The sequence below is a fragment of the Paenibacillus sp. FSL H8-0259 genome (assembly GCF_037963255.1).
In the GTDB taxonomy this organism is placed as follows: domain Bacteria; phylum Bacillota; class Bacilli; order Paenibacillales; family Paenibacillaceae; genus Paenibacillus_AQ; species Paenibacillus_AQ phytohabitans.
The window spans coordinates 1,810,783-1,827,557 of sequence record NZ_CP150147.1 but is presented as its reverse complement, the minus strand read 5'-3'; the positions used below and the strand labels follow the sequence as shown (position 1 = coordinate 1,827,557).

Below are 16,775 nucleotides of genomic sequence, written 5' to 3'. Positions count from 1 at the left end.
TAATATAAGGAAAATCCCTTATATTAAATGTTGATTCTGGTATTACATTTATCCATTTTGGTAGGAGTGTGAATACATGAATTTTGAAGACATTAATGAAAATGATGTAATCTACCGATGTATCGGCAAAGATTTTAATCAGGGTATTGTATCTTGCGGCTTTATGCGGAAAAGATCAGCAGAGCGTTCTCAATATGATTTTAAGATAGGATATTACAGCTGTTTTGTAGTATTGCAAGGCAGTGGAACGTTTATTTCTACGGACGGTACCGTTACTCCTATGCAAGCAGGTGATCTTGTTCAACGTTTACCTGAACGTTTGCACTCTACTGCAATTGAACCAGATGGTAATTGGATCGAGTTTTATATCAGTGTCGGGTATCCTGTCTATTCATACTTAAAGACACTTGGAATTATTAATTCCGATAAGGAAGTCCAATCGACACTGTATACGAATGATTTTTTCTTTGATTTTGTTTCCTTGCTGAAAGCCTTGAAAAGTGCAACAGATGAAAGTCTTCCCTCCCTGCTAATGAAGTCTCAGGATTTGATTATCAGATTACACAGTAGCATTCATAATGCTCATAGCAATGAAAATGATAGTAAAATAACAAAAGCCTGCGAGCTGATTAGTGTCTCCAATGATATTCACTTTGATATTCAGGAAGTGGCATCTGCCGTGAATATGGGCTACGAGAACTTTCGGAAATTTTTCAAAGAGACTACGGGGATTTCCCCTAAGCGATATCACACTGAACATTTAATGAGACAGGCAAAAATGATGCTGCTATCCGGACTTCCCATCAAACACGTAGCCGTTAGTCTTGGTTACGGGGATATATATTCATTCACCAAACAATTTACGAAGTCAGAAGGGGTATCTCCAGGACGATATATCCGTAAAACAAAACCTGTTCAAAATTAAGTTTGAAAAACAAAAAGCAACTCATCCGCAGACAAGTTGCTTTATAAATGCTCTATTGTTAACGGATATTACCTTGTGATTAGAGTTTACCGCTTCGCCTTATAAAACTCATGATACAGCTTCATCAGCGCCCTCTTCTCAATCCGCGACACATAACTCCGCGAGATCCCCAGATCCTTCGCAATCTCCCGCTGCGTCCGCTCTTCACCGCCGGTGTCTAGCCCAAACCGCCCCACCACGACTTCCTTCTCCCGTTCATCCAATATATCCAGGTTCCGATATATCTTGCTCTTCTCGATCTTAAGATCCACCTCTTTAATCACATCATCAGCCTCAGATCCGAGGATATCAATCAGCGTAATCTCGTTCCCTTCCTTGTCTGTCCCAATCGGATCGTGCAGGGACACGTCTTTGCGGGTTTTTTTCAGCGAGCGAAGATGCATCAGGATTTCGTTTTCAATACAGCGGGCAGCAAAAGTAGCCAGCTTCGTGCCTTTGTTCGGACGGTAGCTTTCAATTGCTTTAATCAATCCAATCGTACCGATGGAGATAAGATCCTCCATGTCTTCGCCTGTGTTGTCGAATTTTTTGACTATATGGGCAACGAGCCGCAGATTATGCTCAATTAGCAAATTTCGTGCTTTGGCGTCCCCCTCGGCCATCATCCCTAAGTATTTGCTCTCATCCTGCTCCGATAGAGGCTGGGGAAAAGCATTGTTCCTTACGTAAGATACCAGCAGCGTCAGTTCTTTGATCAGCAGCGCAATCGTGCTTATGATTCCAGGCAACTTGGCGACACCTCCCGCACATGTACAATGAAACCGATCTGCAAGCGAGAACTACGGGTTCATGGTCCTTTTATTGTATGTGGGTAGATGCCTAGAAGTGCATGTACGGGTAAAATAGGTACGGGCTTCCTTACATTCTGAGCAGCTCACGGATATCCTCTTCCGACAGCCGGGTGGTCTTGTTCTCTCCAGCTTCGATGACTTCTTCGATGAGATCCTTTTTGCGCTGCTGCAGCTCTAGAATCTTCTCCTCGATGGAGCCTTCTGTGATAAGCCTGATCACCTGAACGACATTTCGCTGCCCCATGCGGTGCGCTCTGCCAATCGCTTGCTCTTCTACTGCCGGATTCCACCACAGGTCATATAAAATAACAGTATCTGCGCCGGTCAGATTAAGGCCCGTTCCGCCTGCTTTGAGCGAGATTAGGAACACTTCTCCTTCTCCTTCATTGAAACGCCGGCATAGCTCCACCCGTTCCCTGGCCGGAGTCGAGCCGTCAAGATAAAAGGGCTCCACACCCGCATCCACCAGGCTCTGCCGGATTAGCTCCAGCATGCTGGAGAACTGCGAGAACACCAGCATGCTTCGGCCCGAATCGCGGCATTCCTGCACAGTTTCCAGCAATTGCGCAAGCTTGCCTGAGCCGCCTGTATAATTCTCGATGAACAATGAAGGATGGCAGCAGATCTGCCGCAGACGGGTGATCCCCGCCAGAATCTTCATCCGGCTCTTTTGGTAGCCTTCAGTTAGCAAATCCTGTTCGGTATCGTCACGGAGCCTGGATAAGTATGCGAGATACACTTGCTTCTGCTCATCCAGCAGTTCTGTGCGCTGCACGGTATCGATGCGGTCCGGCAGCTCCTCCAGCACATCTTTTTTGAGCCGCCGCAAAATAAAGGGAGATACGATACTGGCGATGCGTCCGGCAGGCAGCTCCTTAAAGGTCGAACGTCCAGCAAACAACGACGGGAATACTGTACTGAAGATAGCTTCCAGCTCATCCACCGAATTCTCAATCGGTGTTCCAGTCAGGGCGAATTTCCGGCCAGCCATAATAGATTTAACGGCCTGCGCCGTTTGGGACGCTGAATTTTTGATCGCCTGGGCTTCATCCAGAATTAACGCATGAAAGTTGGTGCCGGAATACAGGTCAATATCTCTCCGGAGCAGCGGGTACGAAGTAATAATCACATCCGCTTCCTCCATGGCTGTACTCTCCAGCAGTCCGCTGCGCTCCTCCTTCTGCCCTGCCGCTACCAGCACTTTAACCTCTGGAGCAAACTTGGCAAATTCATTCCCCCAGTTATAGGTCAAGGAGGCCGGACAGAGAATCAGCACCGGTGCTTTCACCTGCACCTCAGTCTCCAGCTCAGCCAGCTCGGAGCAGATATAAGCGATACTCTGAATGGTTTTACCCAGTCCCATATCATCCGCCAGAATCCCGCCGAATCTGAACTTCGACAACGTCTTCATCCACTGGAAGCCTCTGGCCTGATAGTCACGGAGCACAGGCTTAAGCGCTGCCGGCAGCTCGAACTCCATACTGTCCGGTTCCCGCAGCTGCTCCAGGAATACCCGGAGAGACTTGCCCCACTTCGTATGCTTGAACCCCTGCCCCCGCTCCGGAAGCTGCAGCGCCTGAACGGAAGGCAAGCGTATCACGGATTGCTTCAGCTCTTTCCGCTTTAGATTCAGCCGCTCGGCCACATTACCGAATTCGCTGAAGCTTTCATCTGCAAGGGACAGAAAGGCCCCGCTGCTAAGCCGGACATATTTCTTTTTCTCCACAATAGCCTGCATGACGCGAACCGTCTCCTGTTCATCCAATCCCTCCAGCTCAAACGAGATATCCAGCCAGTCCAGGCCCTCATTTAAATTCGCTTTGACTTTGGGATAAGATTTACGCGCCAGCACAAGTCCCTGAACAGCCGGGGTAACCAATAGTTCTGCATAGTCTTCCAGCACTGGAATAACCTCATATAGCGCCTCATAAAGAACCGGTTCACTTATTGAAACCCAGTGCTGCCGCTCCCGCCTGAGTGGAGAATTATCCAGAACCGCAATGATCTTATTTTCCTGCTGAACATTCCTGATCAGGATCTTCTGCTCGCGGACTGCGTCATCAGGTTTCTCTTCCAGCGGGTTGATAATAATCTCCTCATAATGGAATTCCAGCCGAAACGTCAATATGCCATCCGCATAATCCAGATACAGCTTTGCCTGCATGTCCGGTTCCACAATCCGCTCGCTTACTGCCTGCTCCACCCTTACTTTCCCTAGCTTTCTTAAGGCTGGCAGTACCTGCTGAACGACCAATTCGATTTGTCCGGGAGCGATCTCAATATTCTGCGATGCCGTGAACTGCTGTTTCAATAGTGAAAGCATGCTTATAACATCACTGTTCATTGAATATATCTTCCCGTTAATGATCACAGTGGAGTAGTCCGGAAACAGCATCAGATGATCCAGTGCTGAAGCTGACAGAACATAGTCCTGTCTCTTCCCTGGTCCAATCGTAAATTCAAGCGGAGGCGCCTCTTCTGCAAGCTCAGCCCGAATTCCCGGGTTCACCGATCCCCCCATAATGACATTCACCTCCGGAAAAAGCAGTTTAAGCTTGTCCCAGGCCAGCGGGGTAACGACAATTGTTTTCCCGTCCTTTAAGGAGTTATTATAATAGCTGGGGAGATCATTTCTATAAATTTTCTCAGTGTTTTTCATTAGAATCAGCAGTTCAAGGAATTTCATATCCGCAGGATTAATGTGCTGGTTTTCAGCATCAAAGGTAAATATACTCTTGAAGTATAACGGCTTACGCTGCTCGAGATGCTCTAGAAACTCGTTTATTTTGGACACTACATACAGGCGTTTGATTCCCACACGCATTTCAACGGAGAATCGCGGACTGCTGCTGTAACCACCATTAACGTTAAGCGTGAACTCAAACTGCAGCGCCTCTGCAAGACCGAATAGCACAGGCTCACTCTCACGGTTAAGAACCGATTTCTGAAAAGAAGAAATAAGCTGCTCCGTCTGGTTGTATTTGGACTTGTTTACGCGTCTGGATGGAGCAGCTTGTGCATCGGCAGGCTTCTTAATCTGCTGCATGTGTATAGCAATAAGTGTTGCCGCTACATGTTTACAGCAGCTATAGTTCTCATAGGCAGGACAAGAACAGTCTGCTTTGAAGGTGTCGGTACGATCATGAATATCAATATTCACCTCGTATACTTTCCTTCCCTTCACCTGTGCTTCATAGCTGCTATCGTCCGGGTAAAAGGTAAGGCTGCGGACACACCCCTGTTCATAATAAGACTTCCCCCGGTTATAAAAATCAGTCCCGCAGAAGTCTCTAATTGCTCTCATAGTAATCTTCATAATAATCACCTTCTCAGTATAAAATTCACCTTCATCATTTATAGCTAATCACTAGGCATCGCACCCTTCCTGCCATTATCATAACTCCAGGCAACAACTGTGGCGCTGTCCCGGCCTAACTGCTGATGCACATCTGCCAATACATCTTGTACACACTTCTCCAGCTCCTCTTCCCCTGCAAAAGCAACATAAAGCCTGCGCGGGTCCTCAAGTACTCTTGCTCCCAACTCCAACAGACCGTCCGTAGTCATCACGATTACGTTGTGGCCCTGCCGCAGCTCACGGATTCCTGAAGAGTAGCAGGCAACCGGCTGGTCGAAGGTATTCACGAATCCGATCCATTCATAGTAATTGCGCTGGTTCAAAGCATATTGCCCGCGGGCGGCCAGATCCGGATGAAGCAGGAATAGCGAATTATCTCCTACAGAGAACCACCAGATGTAATTCTCCATACGCACGCTAATCAGACACGCGGTCTCCCCTGTAACCTGCCTGCACTTCCTTATGAAATCCTCCGACTTAAAAATAGACAATAGAAATTCCTCCAGCGCATGAAACGCCTGATGAACCGGCAGCGAGAGCAGCCTTATGATTTCACCAGCTCCACTGTCGATTGTGCGGATCAGTAGTTCCGCGCTTTCTGCAGTGTTATGGGCATCCAGGAGCATGACAAATTCCCAGCCGCCGCCTGGTTCATTTAATACGTAAGCACCATCCTCATTCTTATCAGCGCCTGCTGCCGTGTTCCCGCCGTAACGGCCGATCACCGTACTCTTATATGTAACTGTTACCGGATTATCAAGATGCATCTCATTACTGCCGACCCAGCTGAAATTAAATATCTCTTGTTCCATCGTGACCTTCCCGCCCTTCCTAGCAGATTCTATGTTTATATGATTATACACTTTCTCTATCTAACCCGGTCACGCAAAAAAGAGACCAGCATCCTGCTGCGTCTCTTCGTAATGTGAAACCTTTTGCTATATACGCTTACTCTGCGGCAACACGGAACAACGCTGCTCCATGGGGCGGAATGGCTGCACTCAGTGTATCTGCAAGCAGGCCGGTTTGCTTCCCGGTCCACAGCTCCTTGGCCTTAACCCCGCTGCCCACTCCCAGATCGGCAATAGCTACAGACACTTCCGCCAGTAGCTCGCCTGTGTTGAACAAAGCTACAAACCGCTCGCCTTCAGGACCTTCGGCTAGCCACACAACCTGATCCCCGCGACGGCTGATCTGCCGGGCGCCATAACTGTGACGGTGCATGTTCAGCACATCCTGGTTCGTCAGAAGAGACAGCGTCCATTCATCGTTATCGCGCATCTCACCGCCGAACATGAGCGGGGAACGGAAGAGGGTCCATAAGGTCATCATCGTTACTTGCTCGTCCTTCGTAAAGTTCGTCCAGCGGTCATGCTGCACACCGCGTATTCCGATACGCCCAAGCGGCAGCATATCGCAATCCGGCCAGCAGCCGGGTTTAGGCCGGCCTTCCCAAGTGGAACAGCGGTCGAACATATCCAGGAGGAGCGGCCAGCGGTCCCAGAAATCATCCGTCATTCTCCATACATTCGCATGGTTCTCCAAGAAGTCAGCATGCTTCACAGGTGCAGGTCCCGGCGACAGGCTCAGCACAATGCTGCGGCCGGTATGGTCAATGGCTTTGCGGATCAGCTCGATCTCGGCCAGATGGGGGCCGCCATGCAACCAGGAATCTGCGATATCATCCACCTTGATGTAATCGACATCCCATGACGCGTACAGCTCGAACAAAGAATTGTAATATTCCTGGGCACCTTCCTTGGAAGCATCTACACCATACATATCCGTATTCCAGCCGCAGAAGGAACAGGTATGTGCGATATCGCGTGCAGTCACCGCCGTTCCCTTGATGGGTGTATTGTCGTGAACCGCCTGACGGGGAATACCGCGCATAATATGAATTCCGAACTTCAGGCCAAGACTATGTACATAATCAGCAAGCGGTTTAAACCCAAGACCGCCTTCTGCCGAGGGGAAACGGTTCACCGCAGGAATCAGCCGGGAATATGCGTCTGTCTCCAGCCGGACAAAAGGACGATACTGGTCCGACACAGCCCCGGGCTCATACCACTGAATATCAACCACTATATATTCCCAGCCATGCTCCTTCAGGTTGCGGGCCATGTATTCAGCATTCCCCCGTACCTCTGCCTCCGTCACCGAAGCACCATAGCAATCCCAGCTGTTCCAGCCCATTGGCGGTGTAGGGGCGAATTCCCAATGATTCATAAGTTATGTGACCTCCATTTGTGAATGAATTGTATTTTATTGTGGATACAGAATCATTGTATCGGCTATTCCTGTCTGTTTCCACCGTAAAATTGATTCACAAATAGCACAAAATTGCTGTCCGAGGTTCAATCCACCTTCGCCCCGTAGGAACGCATAAACAGAGCAGCCTGCTCCAGATCCATCCGCGCGCCTTTCACATCCAGTGCCTTCAGGTCAACACCCTGTAGATTCGCTCCCCGCAGGTCGGCCCCTGCAAGCTTGGCCCGGCTCAGTGATACCCGCTCCAGATTGCAGTCCCTTAGATCCGCCTTCGTCAGATCGGTATCGGTAAAGTCAGCCTCGAAGAAGCGCACTCCGCGCAGGTCCTGCTTGCTCAGATTGGCATGCCGCAGATTCGTGTACGACCAGTCTCCCCCGTCAATGGTAATGCCGTCCACCTGGGCGCCGGAGAAGTCCGAGCCGGTCATTTTGCAGGAGATAAATTTGGAGACAAAGAGATTCGCGCCGTTAAACTTGCAATTCTCAAAAGCGGATTCGTTATGAATCGAGGAGTTCAGGCTGACACCCTTGAAGTCGCATTCAATGAACCGGCAGTAGCTGGTATCAATTTCTTCCATAGAAGTGTTCATAAACGTGCATTTCTCAAAAGTGCAGCTGATCAGCTCGCCATAACGCAAATCCTGCCCGTCAAAATGGACACGGGTAAATTCGCGGTCTTTATATTGATACATGGGTTAACCCTCCAGTATATAGTATTTATTGTGTACAAAAAACTTGGCGGCCCTCACCAGAGAACTCCCCGGAAAAGACCGCCGACACTTATTAAAATTATGTTCCGTCTCTATTATAGAACGCTTTTAGCCTTCCGCCGCGATTTGCTCTTGTCATTTTTTATTCGGAGCTTCTCTTCAGCAAGTCTTGCATGCTCTGCCTCCCGCTGCTGTTCCCTCACGAGCTGATCTGCTGCCCGCTGCGCAGCTTTTAACTGCACTTCCTTGCCGATCTGAGCCTGCAGCACCGGATCAAGAAGGCGCAGATGCTGCTCAAAAGCCTCCGGGTACAAGAAGCTTTTCTCGCCCGTATCTCCGGAGAAATCAATGATAATCCGCTCTTCCACATGACCTACGACAGTTCCCGCTCCATATTTGCTATGCTCAACCTGCATCTGGATTAAGTTCATCTTCTCCCCATCTCTTGGTTCAGATATTTGCCCGTATAGCTCTTCTCATGCACCGCAACCTCTTCAGGAGTTCCTGTACAGACGATCTCTCCCCCATCCGCACCGCCCTCCGGGCCGAGATCAATAATGTAATCAGCATTCTTGATCAGCTCCAGATTATGTTCAATGACCAATACGGTGTTGCCGGCATCGGTCAGGGAATGCAGTACATCAATTAACTGGTGAACATCGGCAAAATGCAGTCCGGTCGTTGGCTCATCCATCACATATAGCGTGGAGCCGGTAGCGGGCTTAAGAAGCTCTGCCGCCAGCTTCACCCGCTGCGCCTCGCCGCCTGACAAGGTCGTGGAGGATTGACCCAGCTTGATATAACCGAGGCCAACGATGCAAAGAGCCTCAAGCTTTTTACGGATCTTCGGAATATTGCCAAAGAACTGGACGGCTTCCTGAGCGGTCAAGTCCAGCACATCCGCGATGCTTTTACCTTTATAATGCACCTCAAGCGTCTCCCGGCTGTATCTCCGTCCTTTGCAAATGCTGCACTGCACATACACGTCCGGCAGAAAATGCATCTCCACCTTGATCAGTCCGTCTCCCGCACAGGCTTCACACCGGCCGCCCTTGATATTGAAGGAGAACCGCCCCGGGCCGTAGGCACGAACCTTGGCCTCATTCGTCAGCGAGAACAAGGTGCGGATATTATCGAATACCCCGGTATAGGTGGCAGGATTAGAACGCGGAGTACGCCCGATCGGCTTCTGATCGATATTAATAACTTTGTCGAGATGCTCTATCCCGTCGATGCTCTGATGTTCCCCGGGAATCGTATGAGCCCGATTAAGTGTAGAAGCCAGCTTCTTGTACAGGATTTCGTTGACCAGACTGGATTTGCCTGAGCCGGAAACCCCGGTCACACAGGTTAACGTGCCTAACGGAATAGATACCGTAATCCCCTTCAGATTGTTGGCGGCAGCTCCGGTAATCGTCAGCTGTTTGCCGTTCCCGCTCCGCCGCTCTTCCGGGACGGATATTTGTCTGCTCCGGGACAGGTACTGGCCGGTGATCGAGCGGGATTCGGCCAGTATATCTTCAAGGGTACCCTGCGCCACAACCTCTCCGCCGTGTATTCCGGCATTTGGACCTATATCGACAATCCAGTCCGCCTGGCGGATCGTATCTTCATCATGCTCCACTACAATTAACGTATTGCCGAGGTCGCGCATCTTCTTCAGAGCCAGCAGCAGTCGGTCATTATCCCGTTGATGCAGGCCGATCGACGGCTCGTCAAGAATATAGAGGACGCCCATAAGACCGGAACCCAGCTGTGTGGCCAGACGAATGCGCTGGCTTTCACCGCCTGATAACGTTCCGGCAGCTCTCGAGAGCGTCAGATAATTTAGTCCGACATTATTCAGGAACTGGAACCGGGCATCAATCTCCTGCAGGATGGTACCGGCAATCTCCGCATTCGCAGCAGTCAGGCTAAGCCCGGCAATAAAGTCTACTGCAGCCTCCACCGGTAAATGGCAGAACTCTGCAATGCTTTTACCGCCGACCTTCACACCAAGCACAACAGGCGACAGACGGTCACCGTGACAATGGGGGCAAGGCAGAACGGACATGTATTCCTCCAGTTCCTTCTTCATCGCTTCGGATGGAGTTTCCCGGTAACGCCGCTCCAGATTATTGACGATTCCTTCGAAGGCTTCTTTGACATAGTTCCGGAGGGCATCACCGGGATGGTGCACTTCAAGCTTCTCGCCGTTAGTCCCGTACAGCAGCACGTTCATGGCCTCTGATGATAGCTCCTGCAGTGGTGTGCTGAAGTCGAAGCCGTACTTTTCACCCAAGGCCTCATAGTACATTTTGCAAAAAGAGTTGGTCTTCACATTACTCCAGCCGTTCGCGATAATCCCGCCGGATTGGATGGAGCGGCTGGTGTCCGGCATGATTTTATCCGGATCAACCTTCAGATGTGAACCCAGACCTGTACAGGCCGGGCAAGCCCCTTCATGGTTATTGAAAGAGAACATGCGGGGGGATAGCTCCGGCAAAGACACTTCACAATGCGGGCAGGCGTAGCTCTGCGAATACGTTACCTCTTCACCGCTGGCACTCTGGTGAATGATCACCAAATCCCCGGACAGGGCAAACGCATGCTCCAGAGAATCGGCCAGCCGCTGAACATCCATGTCTTTCACGATCAGCCGGTCGATAACAATTTCGATGGAGTGCTTTTTATTCTTGTCCAGGGAAATGGGGTCTGTTACATGATGGACCACGCCGTTCACCCGGACACGGACATATCCGCCCAGCTTAGCCTGCTCGAATATATGCTGATGCGCACCTTTTTTGTTCCGGACCATGGGCGCCAGCACCTCATATTTGGTTCCTTCCGGCAGCCCCGCAATCTGTTCTACAATCTGGTCCACGGATTGCCGCTGTATGATCCGCCCGCAGGACGGACAATGCGGGGTTCCGATCTTAGACCATAACAACCGCAAATAGTCATAAATCTCAGTTACCGTTCCTACGGTGGAACGCGGATTGCTCGAGGTAGTTTTCTGTTCAATGGCGATGGCAGGTGACAGCCCGTCAATGGCATCCACATCCGGCTTGCCCATCAGTCCCAGGAATTGCCGGGCGTAGGATGATAAAGATTCCACATAACGCATCTGTCCTTCGGCGTAGAGCGTATCAAAAGCCAGGCTTGATTTACCCGAGCCGCTCACTCCGGTGAACACTACTAACTGATTACGCGGAATGTTAAGGCTGATATTCTTCAGGTTATTTTCTCTTGCTCCGCTTACCGTTATATATTGATGCAATAGTAGTCCTCCAGTATTGACCGGAAACCCGGCCATTTCAGTTCATCTGCGGCTCCCAGGCCATTTGATTATAATCACCTATAAATAAATTGTAGCATATGACTGTCAAGTCTTTTTACCATATAATGTTATAAAATCAAAAATTATTTTCTCCCTTTTTTTCTCCATGCTCTGTAATTCCATTGTAATCCAGCACTCGCTTATAAACAGATATGACCACAGCATAATGGCCCCCGGCCGTCATTACGGTCCAGGGGCCACTTTATGTTAGTAGATTGAGTCAACGTTCACTGCCGTCTCTCTCCATGTACTCTATTTTCTCCCGGCTGATTCTGTAGAGCTTATCGTCCGGGCCCGGATTCAGGCTGTCACTCGCTGCCACGAACCTTCTATCCGTATCCCGCAGCATATACACTCCGGTTAGAATCTCTCCCCCGCTTAGCTTAATATTCATTCTGGAGGCCTGGAAATAATTCGCGGTATACCAGCTGTACAGCGGCCGCATCAGCAGTTTGCCGATCACGAAATAGAGTGTAACCATGATCAGCAGCAGGGCATACACTACTGCCCGGTCCTGCCCGTAGACGAAATAGAGGATATCGAACTGATCCGTCATATTCAGGTTGTAGGTAACAATGAGCTTACCCATCAGCAGCATGCCGAACAGCAGATAGAAGCTTATGCCAAGCAGCACATGTATCATCAGAATCCAAGGCCGGTAAGGCGAACTCTGCTTGCGCATACCGGATGTCAGACAATACGTAACGAGCAGTCCTGCGGCAGCCAGTGAAATAAGCAGAGGATTCCTCAGCGGATGAAGAACGTACAGAAGCAAGCCGTTAATTCCGGCAAAGATAAGAATATCCGCCAGTATGGATTTGGTACGCTCTCTGAGGCTGCCCGCCGGAAGCTGAACCGGGGAGCCGCCCTGCAGGAAGTCTACCGTCCACACGATCAGGAGCAGCAAGCTAAACCAGGTTAGTGTAATTGAAAATGGTATCAGATTGAAATACTGCAAGAACGAAACACCATCCTTATTTTTCCTTAACCATAGCATTCCGGCCGTTCTCCCTGCCGTAACATTCGTCTCCTTCATTATTGTTCTGAACACACTTTCACTACTACCGGAGGGTAACCACTTATGCTGTTGCTGGAATCATGCGTTATTGCGTTATTGCTGTCTTTTTCATATAAAATGCAAAAAAAGAGTACAACCGCATCTCGCGCAGCTGACTCTTTTTTGAAGTAACAATTATTTAAGATCCTGCATGAGCGTTCTTATCTTGGAATAATGACCGCTTACCCGATCGGCCAGGTAATTGTACATTAGCTGATTTTCCGCAAGATTCGCCATCTCCATATCCATGTCCACATTATTGCCGTTATTATTCATCGCCGTATGGTTGTTCGTAATCATGCGGTAAGGGATTAAGGGGGCATCCGCATCCTTGATCTGCAGATGTTTGTGATGGGTCTGCTTTATTTCCAGGTCCTCCTGAGTGTCATTCTGGATAGCGCGTCTGAGTTCCTCCTGGAACTCAACGGTTTTCTTCTTGTAGTTGGGGGTGTCTGCATTGGCTATATTCTCGGCTATCGCTCTGTGCCTTACATTGAGTACATTTAATAGGGATTCGTTAATTTTTGAAGAGCTGCTCTGAATCAAAGTTGAACCTCCTTCTCCGTCCATCAAGCTGTATAGTTTAAATTTTAAATAATACCCTTTTATCTTACAATACCATGACCCAAATATAAAGCAGCATCCAGCCTGGCACATATTCATTTATGTATAAGAAAAAAAGAGCCACAGCTCATCTACAGAGCCAGCGCCTCTTCCGTAATTCTTTTAATATCAATGGATGACAATGTTTCTTCATTCACCATATCCGGCAGGATTTCTGCCAGGAAGTAATCCACACATCTCAGCTCAATGTTCTTGATCTTGATCAGGGCATTACGGTACATCACCACAAATTCCTTCTCCGTGTTCCCTCTTTGCAGCTCGGCAAAAGCTTCATATACCTGATCCATCTTGTCGGCAACCTCCAGAATCAAGCCTTCAATCGACTCGTCCTTGCCCTCGCGCAGCTGATGGTAGAAGATGCTTTTGAACTCATCCGGGATATGCTCCTTGATGAAGTTGTCGATCATGCCCTCCTCGACCTGCTGAATCAGCGACCTTAGCTGGAGTGAGGAGTGCTTCACCGGCGTTTTGATGTCCCCGATAAAAATCTCTCCGTAATCATGGCTGCTCGTAATCTCGTACAGCTTCTTCCAGTCGATCACCGCACCGTGTTTCTCTTCAATATCTGCCAGTGTTTTGGCGTATTGTACGACCTTCCAGGAATGGGCCGCTACGCTGTGCTCCTCGAATTTGAATTTGCCCGGACAGCGGATAATGCGTTCCAGTTCATTCAGTGAGCGAAAATACTTGTGAATTCCCATGAGGCCAGTCCTCCCGTATGTTTATGATAGGCTCCGCTAGAGTACAGTTTAATCCTCTAGTATTAACCCCGAATGAACAACAAGACCTCTTTGTGTAAAAAGTCCGTGTATTCCACGATTCATCCGTGATTTCCCGGTCCCTCCCCGTCCTATTGCGGTCAGCATCCCCGACTAAGGTCGGGAACAAAGAACAGTCTGCAGGCTGTTTTGCTGCGCAGGATAAATTCGTACAATACATACATAGACAACGCAGTGAACACGCCGCGAACCGGCGCTCACCATAGAAGAGAGGAAGATATCACTATGACAAATAAATTAACCCGCTCCGTAACAGACAAGAAGCTCACAGGTTTATGCGGAGGACTGGCACGCTATTTCAACGTTGATACGACCCTTGTAAGATTGCTTGTTGTTGCCGCTACGTTTTTCAGCTTCGGTACTGTTATTTTTCTCTATATCATCGGCAGTCTCATTATCCCTCAGGAATCCTACGGCGGCTTCACTGACGGTTTCGACTACTAATCACTCGTTCCAGAATACCCAACCCTAACTAAAAAGGAGATTATAACCATGAGTATATTCCAAAGAATCACAACGTTAACCAAAGCAGCTATCCACGAGGGACTGAACAAACTGGAAGATCCGATGCTGCTTACCGGACAATATCTGCGGGATCTGGAGGATAAAATCACCGATGCCGAGAGCAAACAGCGTGAATTCAAAGCCGCTGCCAGTGTGCTGGAGCGCCGCATCTATGAATATCAGGTGCTTGCGGAGCGCAGCGAAGCGGAAGCTGTTCAAGCCATGAGCGAAGGCAATGAGCCGGCAGCCCGCGCTGCAGTAATGGCTAAACTGCGCTATACGGAGAGCGGACAGGAATGCACAGCCGGACTGCAGGAGACTCAGGCCACACTCGCCTCGCTTGAGGTTCAACTGGCGAATGTGAAGGAAGAACATAAACGCCTCAAGGCCAAAAGAGCAGAGCTGGCGGAACGTGCCCGCAAAGCGGCAGAGATTAAGCAGGCGGCTCAAGCAAGCGCCTCTGGTTCCCCGGCCGGATGCCGCGGCCAGGTCTTGAACGCCGGCAGCGCATCCCGCGGCTTCGAACGGATGGAGGACAAGATTGCTATGCAGGAAGCCCTTGCTGAGCAATCCGGACTGGCAGCAGCTGCTGCTGCCGCTCCTGAATCTCCGCTGAATAGCGCGGTTGAGGCTGAGCTTGAGCGCCTGCGTAACCACAAATAAGCTGACGGTGTGAGGTCAGCAAGACAACAAAGACAACAAGGATGCCTCCCTTTTCATAAGGGCGCATCCTTGTTTGGTGTCTATGCGAGTATGACAGCAAAAGCTTCGTAAGGCTGTAATTGCAATTGTTTAAAGTCCACATCATCTCTGGGATAGTTGCCGATGATGAACCCGGCCTGACCCAGCTCCTGCAATTCCAGCGTGATTGGCTCCCCGCTGAAGTTGGCCGTCACCAGCCAGGTCTGTCCTTCATAGCGGCGGAAGTACATGAACACTTGATCCGGCACGCCGGTCACCAGTTCGAAATCACCCCATACCACAATCGGGTTGTTCTTCCGCAGTTCAATCAGCTTACGGTAGCAATGGAACACAGAATCCGGGTCCTTCAGATTTGCCTCCATATTAATTTCCTTATAATTCGGATGTACAGGCAGCCATGGCTCTCCGGCTGTAAATCCTGCATTACGGGTAACATCCCATTGCATCGGGGTCCGGGCATTATCTCTTCCCTTCACATTAATGGAATGAATGATAGCTTCCTTGGCATAGCCTTGACCGATCCGTTCATGATACATATTGATAGCCTCAATATCCTGCGCTTCGCTGATATCCTGAATCGGATAATTAGTCATTCCGAGCTCCTCGCCCTGATAAATGTAAGGCGTGCCCTTCATCAAATGCAGAAGAATGGCGAACATTTTGGCGCTCTGCACACGGTACTGTTTATCATTGCCCCAGCGCGATACAATTCTCGGCAAATCATGATTGTTCCAGAATAGACTGTTCCAGCCCTCGTTCCCCAGCTCGGTCTGCCATTTCGCCAGCACCTGCTTCAATTCGCTTACATCCAGGGGCTTCAGATCCCACTTCTCTCCCCCGTCCTGCTGATCCAGACCGATGTGCTCGAACTGGAACACCATCGACAGCTCCTTGCGGTCCGGATTGGAATAGAGCTTGGCTACTTCCGGAGTCGCCCCCCAGGTCTCTCCCACCGTCAGAACATCATGCGCTCCGAAGGTCTCCCGGTTCATCGCCTGCAGATATTCATGAAGCTTAGGACCATTTCCAGTGATCTCCTGATCGGGAATTTTGCCGACCAGATCAATCACATCCATGCGGAATCCGCCGACGCCCCTATCCAGCCAGAAATTCATCATGTCCCATACCTCTTGACGGACCTTGCTGTTCTCCCAGTTCAGATCCGGCTGCCTGCGGCTGAATAAGTGCAGAAAGTACTGGCCGCTGACTTCGTCAAGCTCCCAGGCCGATCCGCTGAAGGTTGAACGCAGGGAATTGGGAACGCCGCCGTTGACCGGGTCACGCCAGATATAATAGTCACGGTACGGGTTATCCCTTCCTTTACGGGCTTCAATGAACCATGGGTGCTCATCCGAGGTATGGTTGACGACCAGGTCCATAATAATCCGGATATTGCGCTGCCTGGCCTTCTCGATTAATTCATCCATGTCATCCATGGTTCCGAATTCGGTCATAATATTCTGGTAATCGCTGATATCATAGCCGTTATCGTCATTGGGTGATTTGTATACGGGACTAAGCCAGATTGCGGTAATGCCAAGCTGCTCCAGATAGTCCAGCCTGCTCATAATCCCCCGGAGATCGCCGATTCCATCCCCGTCGCTGTCTTGAAAGCTTCGGGGATATATCTGATAAATTACAGCGGTCTGCCACCATTTCGTATTGTTCAACCCAT

General features: G+C 49.7%; 14 protein-coding genes. 3 read left to right on the top strand and 11 right to left on the bottom strand.

Annotation, left to right across the window (positions count from 1 at the left end; genetic code table 11):
* Positions 1-76: 76 nt before the first annotated feature.
* Positions 77-925 (top strand): AraC family transcriptional regulator, encoded by an 849-nt coding sequence (locus tag NSU01_RS07895; protein WP_076242457.1) that lies wholly within the window; start codon positions 77-79, stop codon positions 923-925.
* An 86-nt stretch (positions 926-1,011) separates the two neighbouring features.
* Here NSU01_RS07895 and sigK read toward each other — a convergent pair whose 3' ends face one another.
* The 10 genes from sigK to NSU01_RS07845 form a co-directional block, all read right to left on the bottom strand.
* Positions 1,012-1,713: an RNA polymerase sporulation sigma factor SigK gene (sigK, locus tag NSU01_RS07890; RefSeq protein ID WP_038587424.1), complete on the bottom strand. Its 702-nt coding sequence runs from the start codon at positions 1,711-1,713 to the stop codon at positions 1,012-1,014.
* A gap of 130 nt (positions 1,714-1,843) precedes the next feature.
* A complete protein-coding gene (locus NSU01_RS07885; RefSeq protein ID WP_076242456.1) occupies positions 1,844-5,092 on the bottom strand; it encodes a DEAD/DEAH box helicase in 3,249 nt (1,082 codons plus the stop codon).
* A 44-nt stretch (positions 5,093-5,136) separates the two neighbouring features.
* Positions 5,137-5,946 (bottom strand): protein phosphatase 2C domain-containing protein, encoded by an 810-nt coding sequence (locus NSU01_RS07880; RefSeq protein ID WP_083705121.1) that lies wholly within the window; start codon positions 5,944-5,946, stop codon positions 5,137-5,139.
* A 136-nt stretch (positions 5,947-6,082) separates the two neighbouring features.
* On the bottom strand, positions 6,083-7,363 hold the full coding sequence (locus NSU01_RS07875) for a glycoside hydrolase family 27 protein (protein WP_042134567.1): 1,281 nt from the start codon (positions 7,361-7,363) through the stop codon (positions 6,083-6,085).
* A 128-nt stretch (positions 7,364-7,491) separates the two neighbouring features.
* Positions 7,492-8,097: a pentapeptide repeat-containing protein gene (locus NSU01_RS07870; RefSeq protein ID WP_076242455.1), complete on the bottom strand. Its 606-nt coding sequence runs from the start codon at positions 8,095-8,097 to the stop codon at positions 7,492-7,494.
* A 113-nt stretch (positions 8,098-8,210) separates the two neighbouring features.
* Positions 8,211-8,546, bottom strand: a complete 336-nt coding sequence (locus tag NSU01_RS07865) for a hypothetical protein (RefSeq protein ID WP_076242454.1) — start codon at positions 8,544-8,546, stop codon at positions 8,211-8,213.
* Positions 8,543-11,410: an excinuclease ABC subunit UvrA gene (gene uvrA, locus NSU01_RS07860; protein ID WP_076242453.1), complete on the bottom strand. Its 2,868-nt coding sequence runs from the start codon at positions 11,408-11,410 to the stop codon at positions 8,543-8,545. The genes NSU01_RS07865 and uvrA overlap by 4 nt, the downstream gene beginning before the upstream one ends.
* Before the next feature lie 244 nt (positions 11,411-11,654).
* Positions 11,655-12,431, bottom strand: coding sequence for a hypothetical protein (locus NSU01_RS07855; RefSeq protein ID WP_144025959.1), 777 nt, complete (start codon positions 12,429-12,431; stop codon positions 11,655-11,657).
* Between the two features lie 195 nt (positions 12,432-12,626).
* Positions 12,627-13,037, bottom strand: a complete 411-nt coding sequence (gene flgB / locus NSU01_RS07850) for a flagellar basal body rod protein FlgB (protein WP_042134558.1) — start codon at positions 13,035-13,037, stop codon at positions 12,627-12,629.
* Positions 13,038-13,186: 149 nt separating this feature from the next.
* A complete protein-coding gene (locus NSU01_RS07845; protein WP_039301156.1) occupies positions 13,187-13,816 on the bottom strand; it encodes a YfbR-like 5'-deoxynucleotidase in 630 nt (209 codons plus the stop codon).
* 303 nt (positions 13,817-14,119) lie between these two features.
* Between NSU01_RS07845 and NSU01_RS07840 the strand changes: the two genes are divergently transcribed.
* Together NSU01_RS07840 and NSU01_RS07835 are read left to right on the top strand one after the other, a co-directional pair.
* Positions 14,120-14,338, top strand: coding sequence for a PspC domain-containing protein (locus tag NSU01_RS07840; RefSeq protein ID WP_076242451.1), 219 nt, complete (start codon positions 14,120-14,122; stop codon positions 14,336-14,338).
* Positions 14,339-14,386: 48 nt separating this feature from the next.
* On the top strand, positions 14,387-15,061 hold the full coding sequence (locus tag NSU01_RS07835) for a PspA/IM30 family protein (RefSeq protein ID WP_042134553.1): 675 nt from the start codon (positions 14,387-14,389) through the stop codon (positions 15,059-15,061).
* 80 nt (positions 15,062-15,141) lie between these two features.
* Here the strand turns inward: NSU01_RS07835 and NSU01_RS07830 are convergent, their stop codons facing one another.
* A complete protein-coding gene (locus NSU01_RS07830) occupies positions 15,142-16,770 on the bottom strand; it encodes an alpha-glucosidase (protein ID WP_076242450.1) in 1,629 nt (542 codons plus the stop codon).
* Positions 16,771-16,775: the final 5 nt, after the last annotated feature.

Bases quoted from the DNA above. Each gene is read 5' to 3' on its own strand.
- NSU01_RS07895 (WP_076242457.1), top strand. From the start codon at position 77: ATGAATTTTGAAGACATTAATGAAAATGATGTAATCTACCGATGTATC.
- NSU01_RS07885 (WP_076242456.1), bottom strand. From the start codon at position 5,092: ATGAAGATTACTATGAGAGCAATTAGAGACTTCTGCGGGACTGATTTT.
- NSU01_RS07880 (WP_083705121.1), bottom strand. From the start codon at position 5,946: ATGGAACAAGAGATATTTAATTTCAGCTGGGTCGGCAGTAATGAGATG.
- NSU01_RS07875 (WP_042134567.1), bottom strand. From the start codon at position 7,363: ATGAATCATTGGGAATTCGCCCCTACACCGCCAATGGGCTGGAACAGC.
- NSU01_RS07870 (WP_076242455.1), bottom strand. From the start codon at position 8,097: ATGTATCAATATAAAGACCGCGAATTTACCCGTGTCCATTTTGACGGG.
- NSU01_RS07865 (WP_076242454.1), bottom strand. From the start codon at position 8,546: ATGAACTTAATCCAGATGCAGGTTGAGCATAGCAAATATGGAGCGGGA.
- uvrA (WP_076242453.1), bottom strand. From the start codon at position 11,410: ATGGCCGGGTTTCCGGTCAATACTGGAGGACTACTATTGCATCAATAT.
- NSU01_RS07855 (WP_144025959.1), bottom strand. From the start codon at position 12,431: ATGCTATGGTTAAGGAAAAATAAGGATGGTGTTTCGTTCTTGCAGTAT.
- NSU01_RS07845 (WP_039301156.1), bottom strand. From the start codon at position 13,816: ATGGGAATTCACAAGTATTTTCGCTCACTGAATGAACTGGAACGCATT.
- NSU01_RS07840 (WP_076242451.1), top strand. From the start codon at position 14,120: ATGACAAATAAATTAACCCGCTCCGTAACAGACAAGAAGCTCACAGGT.
- NSU01_RS07835 (WP_042134553.1), top strand. From the start codon at position 14,387: ATGAGTATATTCCAAAGAATCACAACGTTAACCAAAGCAGCTATCCAC.